Source organism: Nitrospira sp., assembly GCA_035968315.1.
Classification (GTDB): domain Bacteria; phylum Nitrospirota; class Nitrospiria; order Nitrospirales; family Nitrospiraceae; genus Nitrospira_D.
On the sequence record JAVYIN010000010.1, the window covers coordinates 1 to 14,274 of the forward strand.

The window sequence follows — 14,274 nt, forward strand, 5'->3', positions numbered from 1 at the left end:
ACTTCGTGGGGGTCGCGGTATGGAAGCGAGGTCTGACAGAACACGGAGTGCTGATAGGTGATTTCATCCCCTGCCGGCGGTCTGTCCTTGATGGATAGCGACGCGTCTATTCTCCGCTGCGTGTTGTGGCTTGGCGGCTTAGGGAGCTGGAGTACGTCCGAGATAAGGCGAAAGTCTGATTTGTCTGTCATGTGGGGCCGATATTAGCCTTTTTTGGTGAAGACCGGAAGGGCTGTCTCCCCTCCCCTGCCCTATCTGGCCGCTGCCGTTTTCCCGTATTTCTTGAACAGGTCCTGGAGGGCTTCGCCTAACAGGTCTTGAAGCGTCTTTTCCTGCTCTACGGCGAGAATTTTGAGCTGCTTTGACGTATGGGGGTCGAAATACCCGGCAACGGTTTTCTTTCCAGAGCGTGAGCGCGGTTGGGTCGGGGTAATTTTATGATTTTGGCTAAGCTTGCTTACTGCCTCTGCGAGGTTGTTTTTGCGGGTCATGATGCGAGAGCCTCCTTCTTATTCTGCTGACGTGTTAACACGTTCATTTGTGAGAGTGTCCACTTGTAAAGCTGTTTGATTTCGTCAGCGGCTTTGCCGTCCGGCTCGTATTCTGAAACCCCTGTGGAGGCCGTGAGCGAGTGCACAAAGGCCGCGCGGTTGGTGATACGGATCGGAGACACGGCAAGGCCGAAAGACTTGATCGCCTCCCCTGCTTCGTCCGGCAGATGGCCTTGCGGCGGGATGGCGTTTAGAACGGCGACCGCCTGTTTCTTGGCCAGCTGAACCAAGTCGGCGGATGTGGCTATGGCCCGAATATCGAGGACGCCGGGTCTGCACGGGATCAAGATAAGGTCCGCAACACGGGCGGCGGCAAGCGCACTGCTCTCGGAATGCGGGGCCGTATCGAGGATCACAAGAGCGGCTCCGTTCTCTTCTGCGGTCTTGAGGACCTCATGAAGTCGTGAAGCCTGAGCGGAGATCACAATGGGGGTTTTCTCCGTTCTGTGGTCGTGCCATGCTTTGGCCGAGGCCTGCGGGTCTAGGTCCACGACCAGTGCAGGCTTTCCGGCGAGTTCGGATGCAACGGCAAGATTAAGGGCCAGTGTTGTTTTACCTGTCCCGCCCTTTTGGGAAATTATGGCTATTGTGTGCATGCGTGATTGTCCCCCTGTGGGAATGTTAACAAGAGAACGAGTAGTAAAGCAAGGGTGTAAGAAAGATGACATGGGTTCTGTGTGATGAGGTTGTTGAGGGTGACATTATCCGGTTTACGGAGTCGGTCTGGGAAAGGCGGGGGCCGAAGAAGAGGCAGCGGGTTATCAGGGTAGGGGAGCATGATGTGATCGCGCAGGTGCTGTCGGTCGAAGAGCAATGGATTTACCTGATCGTCATGGAGTGCGAGGGCGACAAGCCTTTGGAGAAGGGCCAAGAGATCAAACGGAAGGTCACGACGGTGCTTAAACGCTGCGAGCGGCTGTTGTGGTCAGAGGAATCAGTCAGAGCAAGGCTGACAAGTCGCTTTTTACGTGAGCCAGAGCCAGAAGAAACGCCAAAACCGAAGAAACGGTAGGGGAGGGGCACTACAAGCCAACGTGTTAACACGTTGGCTTGTGAGAATGCGTGGCGGCTCATGCGAGCCGCTCCCGGTTGGCGTCTTTGCCGAGAAAGCCTTGTTCCTTGAGATTGCGGAACCACATACGGGCAAAGGATTTTAGCTCCTGCTTCAGGCTGGCGTTGACGTGAGTTTTCTTGCCGGAGTCGTCGTAGCGATAAACCTCTTGCATGAGGCCCATGTAGTCGTTGCGGAAGGAGAGCGGTTCAGCGGCTTGGGTGTTAGCCCATGCGTGAATCTCAAAGACCATTTCGGGATCGCGCATAAGGTCGCCGTTTTGCTCTCCGGTATGGGAGATGGCAATGAGGCGGTTGCCTTCAGCAGATTGGCCGATGTTCTCCACGGAGAGGGGCATAAAGCCGTTCACAGTGAGACGGATGGCAGTATCGTTGCCGAGAAGCTGGGCAAGGACTGTAGCGATGTGTTGATAGGTTTTCATTGGATCGTTTCCTTTCTTGGGTTGAGGCCGCGCCCATCGCGGCCTTTCGTGGCTCGTGAAAAAGCGAAGGCGTCAAACCGTCCTGACACCCGGAGGGCCGGACCGGCAGGGGAGGACGGCCAAGGCCGAAGATGTTTGCTTGCGCGAGGAATGCCGAAGGCAGGGGAAAGATGTTCGGACGGGCTGTTGCCAAGACGGTTGCCGGAGCTAGACGAGGCAGAGAAAGAAAGGCCGTGATGGGCGGCGGGACCAAGGAAACAGGGACGGGCATGAAAGCCTAAGCCTGAGAGAAGTCCGGTGTCGTCTTGTTGGCGTGTTAACACGTGGGACTGTGAAGACAGACGAAGCCCCCGGCACGAGGCCGGAGACTCCATCTGATGAGCGCAGCGGCTCATGCTGCTTTCTCCGCTGCCGAATTCTGGCGAACCCAGAGATAGGCCCTCACGATTGCAACCGCGAGACTATAGAGCGCGGAGAGGGGAAAGGACGTGGCGTTGTGCCAAGCGCCTTCCGCGTCCGTGTATGAGCGCTGAAAGGTGAGGCTATAGAAGTCTCCGTTGCGGCTTTCGTTTTGCCACACGGCGACTTGAACCGCACCTTCTCTGAACTTTTGAATGGGTTGTTTTGTCATGATTTCTGTCCTCCTGTTGTTGTTGATCCGCGTTGTCCTCTCTCACGAGCAGGGGAGAGGCAACGTCGGGCAACAAGGAGGACAGGCTGGCCGACGGATGGCCGCATTGTGCGGAGGCGGAATAACAGAAGGCGGCGAACGTGACGGCGCTCTGGCTGGCGCGGGCGATGCGTTATGGAGCCGGAGCGCGGGCGTCCGCCGGCCAGAGAGACGAAACAACCCGTGAGTTCAACGGGCGCGATAGGGGAGGAGAGGCTGTGGGGGCGGAAACCTTGCCCGCGTGGCTTGGGAGAGAAGCCTCGGGGCAATTAGGCCTCGCGGAGCTTTCCTTGACGGGAAAAGGGAGGCGGCTAGAATATCGTAAAAAGCGGATTTCTGGGCGGTGCGCGTGAAAATCGACGCCTACAATTGACATAGAAGCGACGATCAGAAGCGGGCGCGATGGAGAGGTCAGGGTATCTGAGGCGACTCCTTTTCGGTCTTGAGCTTTAGCGCTAGATATGATTACATGAAAGAAATTGGCGCTATGGGGCTTCGAGGATGAAACCGGAATTTAAAGAACGCTATAGAGAACGCTATGCCTGTCTTGGGGGAATCGAAAAGGTTCTACAAGACTACAAAGACGGTAAGCTTACGCTAAAAGCCATTAGCGTGAGAGTGAAGGTAAGTAAAACGAGTGTCAGTAACAATTTGAAGGCAGTCTTTGGGGTCGATGCGTTTGAAAAGATACGAGCGTTGCGTCAACATGGAGCTAGCAAGGGGCGGCGGATCGAGGCGATAAACAGTGGCGGGTCGGCCGATATGACGTATTACGAAGCCATGGCCTGCTTGAAAGCCGGGAAAATCATCCGCAAGGGATTCCTGAGTACCGTTGATACAGTGGTCGAACTAGCTTTGCCGGTGACGAGCGAACCATCACGTGTGTGGTTCAGCTCTTATACTCTTAGTAAGATCGAAGGCAGCAATGGAAGTGTAAGGATTCGGTATGCCGAGCCGGTGAAAGGGACAGCTGAGTATAAGATCAATCGGTATCGTTTTAAAATCTCGCAGGCGGTGGCGCACGAAGTTACGGCGGTGATTTTTTGCATAAGAGCGAAAGGCCGAGACTCCTACTATCGTTTTCCAGCAAAACAGCTGGCGGAAATCCAGTCCCTCAACCTAAAATTTGACAAGCACAACAAATCAAAGTATTCGGGCTTCGTAGTCAAGGTGGAGGACTCAAAATGAGCTGGAAAGGCTTTAAGTTTATAGACCTGTTCGCCGGCATAGGCGGCATTCGGATTCCATTCGATAAACTCAACGGCGATTGCGTCTTTTCATCTGAAATAGATGAGGCTTGCCAAATCGCCTATGCGGCGAATTTCGGGGAAAAGCCCTATGGCGACATTACAAAGATTGCCCCTAAAGCGGTGCCAAATCATGACATTCTGTTAGGCGGCTTTCCTTGCCAAGCATTTAGCATCATAGGCCGGCAAAAAGGCTTCGCCGATACGCGAGGGACACTCTTCTTCAACATAGAGGAAATTTTGCGGGTGAAGCGCCCGCGCGCATTCCTGCTCGAAAATGTGAAACAACTTTACACGCATGACGGAGGGCGTACCTATAAAGTCATTCAAAAGAAGTTGCAAGATTTGGGGTATAAGGTTCATACGGGGATACTGAATGCTCTAGACTTTGGGGTCCCTCAAAAGCGAGAAAGAACATATATCGTAGGTTTTCAGGATGATGTAGGTTTCTCTTTTCCCACTGGCGGGGCACCTTATGACTTAGTAGATATTTTGGAAGATGAAAGGGACGTATCGAAGCGCCATCACGCGTCGGACTACATTATCAGGAAACGACTCGCAGCTGTGACCGGAAAGCCGCCTATGCCTAGTGTCTGGCATGAAAATAAGAGTGGTAACATTTCCGCGTTGCCTTATTCATGCGCGCTCCGCGCCTTCGCGTCCTACAACTATCTTCTTGTCAACGGCCGGCGACGGCCTACTGAAAGGGAAATGCTACGGCTGCAAGGCTTCCCTGATAGCTTCAAAATCGTGGTTAATTATGCCCAAGCGCGGCAACAGGCCGGGAATTCGGTAACGGTGCCAGTCATAGAATCGATTGCTAAAAACATGTTGGTCGCGATGGGACATAAGAAGACGCGCACGCAGGTGTCAGGTTCTATGCGGAGTAGCAGCTATAATGATGGGAGAACGGCACCGCTCGCTGCGGTCGGCACAAGGGGCTAAACCTTAGTTCTAGGAATAACACGATAGCAACTTTCATTAAACCGTATCATCTCAAGAATTTTCTCGGTGGCGATCGGCGGCGGCGGGTCGATCTCGATATTCAGGGCATAGTCAGGGATGGTATCGTGAATGGTGAATTGCGACCCGTGCGGCTGCCAAGTAAATTTTCCCGCGCCGCCGGCGTCCTTGGCGACAAGATTCCGGTTCGCGTTCCAAGCCCATTGATATTCTTCCGGGTTGTAACGGATCGTCGGTTTCTCGAACACTGAAATTCTGCGAAGGTTGGGGCCTTTGACTAAAACCACTGTGCGGAGCGTCTTGTATTTCTGATAGAGGGCCGCGACTCTCTCGTTCCAGATTTCAACGACTTTCGCGCCAAGCTCGGCGGGGTCGAGCGCACGGACGTTGGAAACGTCATAGGAATAGGCCGGTGAGTTCCGGCCGGAAATGAGCCTGATGTTGTGCGCGGTGAAGGGCTTGCCGTGCTTGATCGTCTTGGCTCCCCACGCGGCGGAAAGGGCAGGGACAAGAATATCGTCCAGCCCGACAACGCTAGGGTGCCATTCGGCTTTGATAGCCTTGGCGAAAATCTGTTCCCAGTCCTTGCCCTCGATGTCGGCCCGGCCGGTGGCGATAGCGGCGCTCAATTCACCGGCGACGATATGCACGAATCCCTTGGGAAATTCTCCGAGGGGATACGGTTCTTTGACGCCTCCTGATCTGAGTTTTGGACCTGTCATTATGAGTCAAACTTTCTAATATTTTTATCCTTATGCTTAGATTGTGTCGGAAATTAGCACTTAAAAGAAGGAATTGAAAGCTAAAGAGGAAAGGGGGCATGCAGTCGAGATCAAAACATCATGAAAGCGAAGCTGAGCGTAGTGCCATAATGGCACGTGTGAAAAGTAAGGACACGGGGCCGGAAAAGGCGGTGCGCCGGCAGGTGTTCTCTTTGGGCTATCGCTACCGGCTCCATGTTGCGGAGCTGCCCGGCAAGCCGGACATGGTTTTTCACGGCCGGCACAAGGTGATTTTTATTCACGGCTGTTTCTGGCATGGACACCACTGCCGCGCCGGCAAGAATCGGCCTGCGTCCAATGTAGCCTATTGGTCGGCGAAGCTAGAAAGGAATGCGGAGCGCGACGTAAAGAATCTGGCGGCACTCAAGGCTCAGGGCTGGAAATCATTGATTGTCTGGGAGTGCGAAACGCAAAACAAAGTGAAACTGGAAAAGCGTGTGCTGAGGTTTCTTTCTAAATAGGGGGTACGATCATGGTGGAGAAATTGCCGGACCCAAGCGGGCATCGGGTGATTATTCTGGCCGGTCCCTATGAAGGTCAGGAAGGCGTGTGCCTTGGACAGGCGACGGGCGGTTCCAAATGGATGGTGTCGCCGGACGGGACGAACGAGATTCTTCCGATGGAGTTTGACAGGGAGTTCGGGATTCTGGTGACGCGGGAAAAATGAGCCTGTTTTTTTGCACTCTTTTTAGACATGATAAAATACATTATCATGTCTAAACAGTGTGGTAGGGGGGAACGAGTTTGAAAGATCTGATTCCGGTGAAACAAGGCGCTCTCAGCACCGCGCAGTTTGCAAAACTGGCGGATGTGCCAGCCGAGCTTGAGTGGCTGGCGAACATCACCAATGACAAAACGCGCCGGGCGTATAAATGTGACGTGATGGAGTTTTCAGATTATCTTGGGCTGAGAAAGCCGGAAGAATTTCGGACGGTCACGCGGGCGCATGTCATCGCGTGGCGTGAAACGCTCGAAGCCCGCGAACTGTCGCCGCCGACGATCAGGCGGAAGCTCTCGGCGCTATCGTCTCTCTATGACTATCTCTGCGAGCGTAACGCCGTGGCCGGGAACCCGGTCGATGGCGTGAAGCGTCCGATGGCGAACGGGAATGAGGGCAGCACCCCTGCCCTCTCCGACGATCAGGCACGGCGTCTGCTCGAAGCGCCGCCCGAGGACACGCTCAAGGGCGTGCGCGACCGGGCCATTGTGGCCGCGCTGCTCTATCACGGCATGCGCCGTGAAGAGCTATGCGGCTTGCGCGTTAAGGATGTTCAGAGCCGGGAAGGCGTGAAACATCTTCGGGTAAAGGGCAAGAGAGACAAGATCCGGTATGTGCCGCTGCATCCGCAGGCGCAGCGGCTGATTGAAAGCTACCTGCTGTTGGCCGGCCACGCCGAGGATCTCGATGGGCCGCTATTCAGACCTGTCAGAAATAACAGCGGCGGTGAATTGGACAAGCATCTCAATCCAAATTCAATTTATCGGAACATCGTTAAAAAATACGGGCTGGCATCGGGCCTGAATGGTGAAGTCACGGGCCTCTGTGTGCATTCGATGCGGGCAACTGCCGCGACGAATGCCCTCTCTCACGAGGCCGATATCGCCAAGGTCCAAGAATGGCTTGGGCATGCCAATGTGTCCACGACCCGCCTCTACGATCGCCGCAAGACGCGGCCAGAAGACTCCCCTACGTTCCGGGTGCGGTACTGAGACAGATAGAAAACGTGGACGTGTTAACACGTCCACAAGTACTGCATAACGTCCTTTACGATACACAGCAACGGGATATGGATTAGTTGCCTGAGATGTGCGGAGGGAACGGGAAACTGGGCGTGGGTTCCCATTTGCTGGCTCTATTGTTGATCGCGGAGATAATGTCCGGCGTAAGCATCTTTGCGACTTCGTTACGCGCGTCAATCATAGTGACGTTCCCAGAAGAAGCCGCGATGGTACCGGAGAAGATCCGGAGAGGACAGGAAAACCCTAGTCGATCAGCGTGTCGGACGCAAGCCTCGTGGCTCGTACCGGGTTCGGCGTTGTCTTGTAGCGGCTTTGTTGAAGGTTCGGGCCAGTTCTCCTTGTCTGAGAAACTGGCCGGTCATCGGTCCCTTCCCCTGTCCCTCTCTTTGTCCTCGCGGGTGATGTCGCGGGCGCGGCGCTCCTGCTCGCGCCGGTATTCCTCAATAATACGTTTCCGGGCTTCCTCCTCCCGTATCATCCGGTCGATTTCTTCTTTCTGACGGACGGCGAGTTGCTCGCGGTCCGTTTGTTCTTTCTGGCGGAGTTCCTCGCGCTTCTTGTCGAGGATCTCCGCCAGCTTGCTTTGCAGCGCGAGGCGTTCAGACGCTTCGCGCTCCTGTCTCGCTGCGTCGATACGTGCGGCCTCCTGGCGGCGCGTTTCGATGCGGTCCGGGTCCATCCGGTCGCGGACCTTTTCCACAAAGGATTTGAGGCCGGTAGGCTTGGCCGCTTCTTCCTCTCGTTGTCTTTTGGCTTCGTGTTTGCGATCGAGCTTCTCTTGCTGTTCCTGCATTTTCTTTTGCCAGAGTTCCTCTTGGGTGCGGGCGAAAGCCTCCTGTTTCTGACGGAGGGTTTCGGCTTCGGCAAGTTGTCGGGCAAGGACGCTCTCTTGAAGTTCCGTGAAGAATTTGTCCGCCGCGTCCGGGACTGCCGGGGACGGTTCAGGAGTTGCCGGTGACGGCGGCTCCGCCTCTTTGTTGAAAGTCTCTGTGATGGGCGGCGCTTGGGGCGGTTCAGGTTCGGCTGCTTTCCTGAAGGCTCCGGTGAGCCTGTCCTGTTTGGCGGAAATGATGTCGTGCTGTACGTCGATCGCGGGCGACAGTTCTTCGATGATGGGCTGGAAGTATTCGCGCAAGCTGTCATTCGTGGCATCAGGAATGAGCCGGGCGAGGTTGTGGGTGGCTCCCGCGCTATCGACAAGGATGAAAGGCCGCCGGTCCCCGGTCGTGAGAATGAATCCGTTCTCCGCGAGTGCCTCGCGGAAGGCGTCGGGGCCGTCCGATTGGGAATAGAGATTTGCGACAAGCTCCCGGCGTTCTTTGCGGGAAAGGTCCCCGGATGGTTTGGGCTGGCTGGCGCGTTCCTGCTGGGGCGTGGTGGTCTGTGCTGCGGCGCGGTTGAAGTCGCCAAGGGCGGTTTCCTCTCCCCTTCGCTCCATGGCGGTCGCGTCGGGGCCGAGGTGCTGGGTGGGGTCGCGGTCGATGCCTTGGGCTTCGAGGGTGCGGGGATCTACGCGCTCGGGCAAGCCTGCGCGTTCAAAGGAACGGTTGACGAGTTCGGCCCAGTCAAAGCGGAGCTTGTCGATTTCATCGGGGCCGGTTTCGTGGGCGTCGAGGACGCGGGTCTTTTTGCCAAATCCGTCCCCGTCGATTTCGCGGGTGGCAAAAAGGATATGGGCGTGATGGTTGCGGTCATCCCCGTTGCGGGCCGGTTCGTGAATGGAATAATCTACCGGCACTTTGTAGCGGTCGGCGATGAGCTGGGCGAGCGAACGGGCGAGTTCCTCGCGGGCATCCGGGGAGAGTTCATGGGGCAAAGCGATTTCCGCCTCACGCGCCACTCTGGAATTGATGCGGGTCTCTGCCCGCTCCGCTTCATTCCAGAGGCGCTCGCGGTGGGAAGCCCATTCGGGGATTTGGACATCTTCTGGGGTGACGATCTCGGAAACGAGAATCCCGGTTTTGCGGGTGTAGTCGAAGGTTTCCCCGGTGCGCTCATCGTAGATTTTCTCCCCGGCCCGATACGCGGCGGCAGCGGTGGCGCTTCGCCCGTTGCTTCGGCTTATTGGCTTTACCGAGAAATGGTATATCGCCACCGTCCACCGTACCAGCGCCAAAGTAATGCAACGGCGCTACGTTGCTGGGGGGTCAGGCTTCGCCATAGGGGGGAACCCCCCTAGATGAGAACGCACATGGAGCAAACGTCAGTTTGCGTAAGTGCGCCCTTCGGGTTATCTGATCTTTTCTTTGATTGCCTCTTCTTGAATTGCGGGAGGCTTTTGGTTCACCGTATTTTAATAATAACATGGGAAAATTAATACATGGCTAACAAATGGAGGGGTGGCTATGCCTAGGATATCGCCGGAAGAAAAGCTGAAAAAGTTGAAGGAGAAAGAGGCCCAGTTAAAAGCGCAGTTTCAGAAAGTGACAGCCCACAAGAAGGAAGTTGACCGGAAAATTGATACCCGGCGCAAGGTTTTGACCGGGGCTGTTGTTCTGAAAGCCTGTGAGACGGATGGGGGCCTTAAAAAACAGGTCTGGGATCTGCTCGAAAAGAATCTGGTGCTGAACAAGGACCGGGTTGTTTTTGGTTTCGCTCAAAAGCCGGAGCCGCCCAAGCCGAAGCCCTAAAGGTTTCCCTGTTCGTGCATCTCGTGAAAGTGTTTGGCTAGGACATAGCCGTTATCGAGCGCCTCCGGGTTGGTCATGTGGAATTTTGAAAGATAGCGGGCGAAGGCGGGCTGCTGGGCGGCTATCGGGTTTTTATTTTTGGTATGGAGTTCTTGGTAATAGTCGGCCAGCGTATCGAAGAGATAGAAAAGCTCCGTGACGGTCTGCTGATCGTGCGTTTTCTGTCCGAGGACGGCGAGATAATGGGGTAGCGTTTTTATACAATCGTCGTTTGCCATGTGTGAGAAGTCCTTTATTGCATCGTGAAGAAAGGCCCCGGCCAGTTGGCGGGCCGAGGCTACCACGTCGCTCCCTCTTGGCCCCCATTCCTCTGCCCTGCGCGTGAACAATTCATAGAGCCGGTCTTTGAACTTGCGAAACTCGAAGGGCCGGGGTTCGGGTTTTTTAAACGGGCAAGGGAGATGCGGGGACAGGTTCGGATCGAAGTTATATCCGGGCGTCTGGTGATCTTTTTGTGGTTCTTTTTCGCTCATGGTTTTGGCCGGAAGGGGTTGGGGTCTGCAAGCGTTTTAAAGTTCTGGTCTTTGTAATAGGGATATATGTTCAACAAGGTCGGAAAGGTCCCCGGCTGGAAAAGGTAGGCGGGGCCAATGCCTTCCCTTAGAAGCTCGTCGGGCGAAGCAACGGGCTTTGATGTTAGGCCGCTGTTTTGCCCTCCGGTGGCGTTGATGGTGTTCACGGTCACGGTCGATTTTCCGAGACAGTCAGAAACATATTTGGCCGTGGTCATGTCGCTGATGTTTGTGAAGAAGCGAAAGGCTGAATTGGCTATGAAGGTGTCTGCGGCTTTGCCGTACAAGGTTTGAAGCTGGGAAAGGTCCTGAAGGATGAAAAGGAAGTCTATGCCGTAGCCTGCCATAGTGGAAACGCCGTCCTGAATGGCCTGCATGTGTCCGAGGGACGCGAATTCCTCAAGAATGAACAGGCAACGGGTCGTAACCGGGGCCGGGTCGAGAAAAGCCTTCATAGCGGCCCCTACCATGAGGCGAAGCCAACGGGCATGGCTATGGAGATACTCCGGGGGAATGATGAGAAAAACACTTGTCGGTTTTTCTTTCAGCGTCGAAAAGGAAAAGGTCGAGGTATCGAGGGCGGCGGCGGCTATCGGGTCGAGTAAAAACTTCAGGTGAGATTGTGCGGTCGATATAACGCTGGCTTTGGTTTTTTCGGACTTTGCCATTTCAAGGAAAGTATGCCCCATGTCGGCAAGAGTGCCGTGGAAAGCTTCCGATGCGGCCATGCTGATGAGGGCGTTTTCTAGCTCTTGGGGCCTGTTGAGGATTTGCCGAATGCGGGGCAGTTTCTTTCGGGCTGGTTCCTTTTCAGCCACATAGAGCATGAGGCCGGACAAGAGGCTTTCGGCTGACTGGTCCCAAAAGGGGTCAGAGGACGCGGAACGGGTGACAAGCAGGGATGCAAGGAACATTGAGTTTGAAACGATGGCCGGGTCTTTGGTGTCGAGAATGTCCAGAGGGTTGAAGCTGTGAAACTGTGTCAGGCCGTAGCTGTGAAAAAGTTTTTCATGCAGTCGCCAAGGGTTCAGGAGGAAGACTTGCTGGCCGAGGCGCTGACGCTGCCGGGCGGTGATGGCCGCAAGCTCCCCTTTGGGGTCTATAGCCAGAATAGAATTCTGATTTGCGAGCAAAGTGGGAACAAGAATTCCTATCCCCTTTCCCGATCGTGTCGGGGCGCAAACGAGACAATGGGCGTTTGGCGTGGAATAAACAAAGGGGCCGTCTTGTCCTCCGAGAAGAATCTTTCTTTCCCGGCCAAAGCGTCCCTTGTGGTCGGTGTAGGTAAAGGCTTGTGTGGTGGACCTTCCGAAAAAAACTCCTGTGTCGGATTTACCGAGACAAACGCGGTCTTTTTGAGGATCTGCCATGCGTCCGCTGCCATAGGCCTGTTTGTGGTGGATGTAGGGAAGGTCCTTATATTCAGGGACCGGGGTCGTGAAGAGATTTTGACAGGCAACGGCTAATTTATTGAGCGTTGCAGTAAGAATTAAGGTTCCTCCGTATATGCCTGTTCCTGAAAGAAGGGCTAACGGCAAGGCTTCGGGGTGGCCAAGATAGAGGACAGTGCCGTAAGCGGCGCTGGAACATAATGACCATAGGGAAAGGTGTTCAAGAACGGGGTGGCGCTCAAAGAAGCCGGGCTTATACGCTGGTTGCTGCTGGGTGGATGGGAGTAATGGCGCAGGAAGAACGGGCGCCGGTGGTTTCGGTGGTGGTGCTTCAGGTTCTGGCGGTAGCGCTTCCTCTTCGGTTTTTGGTTTCCGCTTGAACGGCCACATTGCGCGGAGTTTTACCAGAAAGGCCACAAGAAGAAAAGAAACCGCGCTGCTGGAAAGAAGATCTTCGGAAGGTCCACTTCGAGAGTGTATTCCTGCCGGAGTCGTCTCCCCTCCCCTAACCTCCCCTGCCCGTTTTCCTTGTTAGAGTTCTTGTCCTTTCGTCCTTTTCATTCCCTGCCTAGCCTGCCGGCCGTCCTTGGATGGGCGCAAGGGGTAAACCCTGCTCCGCTTCGCTCTGCCTGAAGTGCGCCCGGACGGGACCGGCGGCTGTTCAGAAGGCATGAAGGCCGCAAGGTCAGAACATCAGAGCAAAGGAGAAATTGACATGATGACGGTTAGGAAACTCGAAACGATGACAGAAGCGGAATTGGATTCTCTGAAGCGTGAAACCTTCCGGGCAATTTTTCAAGCGGCGGCACAAGACCGAGTGTTCTATTTGGCGGATCTCGAAAACATCATCCGCCGTCAGGCCGAGTTCAAGCAGGGACCTTCTTAAAAAGGCCCCCGTCTATCCCGTTATTTGCCTCGCTGTTGGCTTTTTGGCTCTTGGGGGTAGTCCGGGAGGTCCAAACTCTCTGAAGGCCCTCACGGGCTTTCTAATGGCCTGCTCTCCCCTCCTACTTCCCCTGTCAGCTTCTTATTGAAATTTTATGACCCGTTGTCGGGCTTCGTGGAAAACGTGGGCGGCGTCTTTTCCCGTCCACTTTTCCACAAGCCAGAGGGTCCTATTATCGGGAGTTATCGGTTATTTATAGGGTTGTCCCGGCAAACTGTCGTGGGCGTTCCCGGTAAACTGTCGTGAAATCTCCCAGTAAACTGTCGTGGATAAGTTGATTCAATTCAGAGGGTTATAAACAGGCTGGTGAGTAAACTGTCGTGGAAGAGTCTGGAGATTCCAAAGATTTAGCGTTTGCGGATTACTGCTGGCCGCCAGAGGAAGGCAATGCCGGGACAGAAACCAGCTTGGATTTTCTGGGAACAGGTGGGGGACTGCTGTGAAGCAAGAAGCCCTTGTTGGGTTCTTCAATGATCTTGGCTTTGGGATAGTGGGCTTGAACAAGGCCGAGGGTTTTGCGGAACATTTCCTTGAAGTGATCCATCCGAGCATAGCCCTGCCCGAATTGGACATGGAGAGCGGCCCAGCTAATCCAGTGGGGTGCTTTTGTGGGGACACGCCAGAGACGCTGTGCAAGCCAAGCGTAGATGTCGAGGGCAAGGGCGTTATTTTTTAGGCCTTCGATCGCCCGCATATCGAGTGGAACGGCGTATTCTTTGAGGCTTTGAAAATAATTCGGGCTGAGCGTGACTCGAGTCGGCCAGAGAACGCGCTGGTTTTCGTTCTTGGGCATCCAGAGTTCAAAGCCCTCCACGATGTTCATGCGGAGGTGCTTGACCGTGTCCTCCCCTGCTAAGGCCAGAAAGACCGACGCGGCTGAAAGCCGGGTCAGCTGATCTTTGAGCATGCGGATGGTGTGGCCGTTGATGTTGAGGCGTAGGGATTTGACGAAAGCGGTCAGGCTGTCCTCGACTTCGATCTCCGGGGACTGTTTCAAAATGGCCTCGGTATTGAGATAGGCCAGAATGAGCCGGGGTTTCGGACCGAAGGGAAGGCCAAGCTTCACCCATGCGTTTGTATACGGGTCGAAGGCCTCCCCTGCTTTGAGGAGCATATGGGCATGGCCTTGGTGGCGTTCCCATTCCCTGACTTCGTGGGGGTCGCGGTATGGAAGCGAGGTCTGACAGAACACGGAGTGCTGATAGGTGATTTCATCCCCTGCCGGCGGTCTGTCCTTGATGGATAGCGACGCGTCTATTCTCCGCTGCGTGTTGTGGCTTGGCGGCTTA

The 14,274-nt window shown here is 55.0% G+C and carries 16 protein-coding genes; 8 read left to right on the forward strand and 8 right to left on the reverse strand.

Features of this window, described 5'->3' with window-relative positions; genetic code table 11:
- Nucleotides 1–251: 251 nt before the first annotated feature.
- Together RI101_14575 and RI101_14580 are read right to left on the reverse strand one after the other, a co-directional pair.
- Nucleotides 252–491 (reverse strand): hypothetical protein, encoded by a 240-nt coding sequence (locus tag RI101_14575; GenBank protein ID MEC4891273.1) that lies wholly within the window; start codon nt 489–491, stop codon nt 252–254.
- Nucleotides 488–1,147 (reverse strand): AAA family ATPase, encoded by a 660-nt coding sequence (locus RI101_14580; protein ID MEC4891274.1) that lies wholly within the window; start codon nt 1,145–1,147, stop codon nt 488–490. The genes RI101_14575 and RI101_14580 overlap by 4 nt, the downstream gene beginning before the upstream one ends.
- A 65-nt stretch (nt 1,148–1,212) precedes the next feature.
- Here RI101_14580 and RI101_14585 point away from each other — a divergent pair, with 65 nt between their 5' ends.
- Nucleotides 1,213–1,563 (forward strand): hypothetical protein, encoded by a 351-nt coding sequence (locus RI101_14585; GenBank protein MEC4891275.1) that lies wholly within the window; start codon nt 1,213–1,215, stop codon nt 1,561–1,563.
- Between the two features lie 58 nt (nt 1,564–1,621).
- Here the strand turns inward: RI101_14585 and RI101_14590 are convergent, their stop codons facing one another.
- Nucleotides 1,622–2,044 carry a hypothetical protein gene (locus RI101_14590; GenBank protein ID MEC4891276.1) on the reverse strand — a complete coding sequence of 141 codons (423 nt, stop codon included), beginning with the start codon at nt 2,042–2,044 and terminating at the stop codon, nt 1,622–1,624.
- Between the two features lie 1,171 nt (nt 2,045–3,215).
- Between RI101_14590 and RI101_14595 the strand changes: the two genes are divergently transcribed.
- Nucleotides 3,216–3,902, forward strand: coding sequence for a hypothetical protein (locus RI101_14595; GenBank protein MEC4891277.1), 687 nt, complete (start codon nt 3,216–3,218; stop codon nt 3,900–3,902).
- A complete protein-coding gene (gene dcm / locus RI101_14600) occupies nt 3,899–4,906 on the forward strand; it encodes a DNA (cytosine-5-)-methyltransferase (protein ID MEC4891278.1) in 1,008 nt (335 codons plus the stop codon). Before RI101_14595 ends, dcm begins: the two co-directional genes overlap by 4 nt.
- Here the strand turns inward: dcm and RI101_14605 are convergent.
- Entirely contained in the window at nt 4,903–5,574 is a 672-nt protein-coding gene (locus RI101_14605; protein ID MEC4891279.1) for a hypothetical protein, read from the reverse strand. The two genes, dcm and RI101_14605, sit on opposite strands and share 4 nt — an antisense overlap.
- A gap of 170 nt (nt 5,575–5,744) precedes the next feature.
- Here RI101_14605 and vsr point away from each other — a divergent pair, with 170 nt between their 5' ends.
- The 3 genes from vsr to RI101_14620 all read left to right on the forward strand — a co-directional run bounded on the left by vsr (nt 5,745) and on the right by RI101_14620 (nt 7,416).
- The gene (vsr, locus tag RI101_14610; GenBank protein MEC4891280.1) at nt 5,745–6,167 is read left to right on the forward strand and encodes a DNA mismatch endonuclease Vsr; all 423 of its coding nucleotides are present in this window, start codon (nt 5,745–5,747) and stop codon (nt 6,165–6,167) included.
- Between the two features lie 11 nt (nt 6,168–6,178).
- Entirely contained in the window at nt 6,179–6,373 is a 195-nt protein-coding gene (locus RI101_14615) for a hypothetical protein (protein ID MEC4891281.1), read from the forward strand.
- Nucleotides 6,374–6,450: 77 nt separating this feature from the next.
- Nucleotides 6,451–7,416: a tyrosine-type recombinase/integrase gene (locus tag RI101_14620; GenBank protein ID MEC4891282.1), complete on the forward strand. Its 966-nt coding sequence runs from the start codon at nt 6,451–6,453 to the stop codon at nt 7,414–7,416.
- 388 nt (nt 7,417–7,804) lie between these two features.
- On the opposite strand, the gene mobQ is transcribed toward RI101_14620, so the two are convergent.
- Nucleotides 7,805–9,541, reverse strand: a complete 1,737-nt coding sequence (mobQ, locus tag RI101_14625) for a MobQ family relaxase (GenBank protein ID MEC4891283.1) — start codon at nt 9,539–9,541, stop codon at nt 7,805–7,807.
- 250 nt (nt 9,542–9,791) lie between these two features.
- Between mobQ and RI101_14630 the strand changes: the two genes are divergently transcribed.
- Nucleotides 9,792–10,076, forward strand: coding sequence for a hypothetical protein (locus tag RI101_14630; GenBank protein ID MEC4891284.1), 285 nt, complete (start codon nt 9,792–9,794; stop codon nt 10,074–10,076).
- On the opposite strand, the gene RI101_14635 is transcribed toward RI101_14630, so the two are convergent.
- On the reverse strand, nt 10,073–10,609 hold the full coding sequence (locus tag RI101_14635) for a hypothetical protein (protein ID MEC4891285.1): 537 nt from the start codon (nt 10,607–10,609) through the stop codon (nt 10,073–10,075). The two genes, RI101_14630 and RI101_14635, sit on opposite strands and share 4 nt — an antisense overlap.
- Entirely contained in the window at nt 10,606–12,456 is a 1,851-nt protein-coding gene (locus RI101_14640; protein ID MEC4891286.1) for a type IV secretory system conjugative DNA transfer family protein, read from the reverse strand. The genes RI101_14635 and RI101_14640 overlap by 4 nt, the downstream gene beginning before the upstream one ends.
- A 298-nt stretch (nt 12,457–12,754) precedes the next feature.
- Between RI101_14640 and RI101_14645 the strand changes: the two genes are divergently transcribed.
- Nucleotides 12,755–12,925 carry a hypothetical protein gene (locus RI101_14645; GenBank protein ID MEC4891287.1) on the forward strand — a complete coding sequence of 57 codons (171 nt, stop codon included), beginning with the start codon at nt 12,755–12,757 and terminating at the stop codon, nt 12,923–12,925.
- Between the two features lie 421 nt (nt 12,926–13,346).
- On the opposite strand, the gene RI101_14650 is transcribed toward RI101_14645, so the two are convergent.
- Nucleotides 13,347–14,274, reverse strand: a 928-nt coding sequence (locus RI101_14650) for a replication protein RepA (protein MEC4891288.1), incomplete at its 5' end; no start/stop codon positions are given.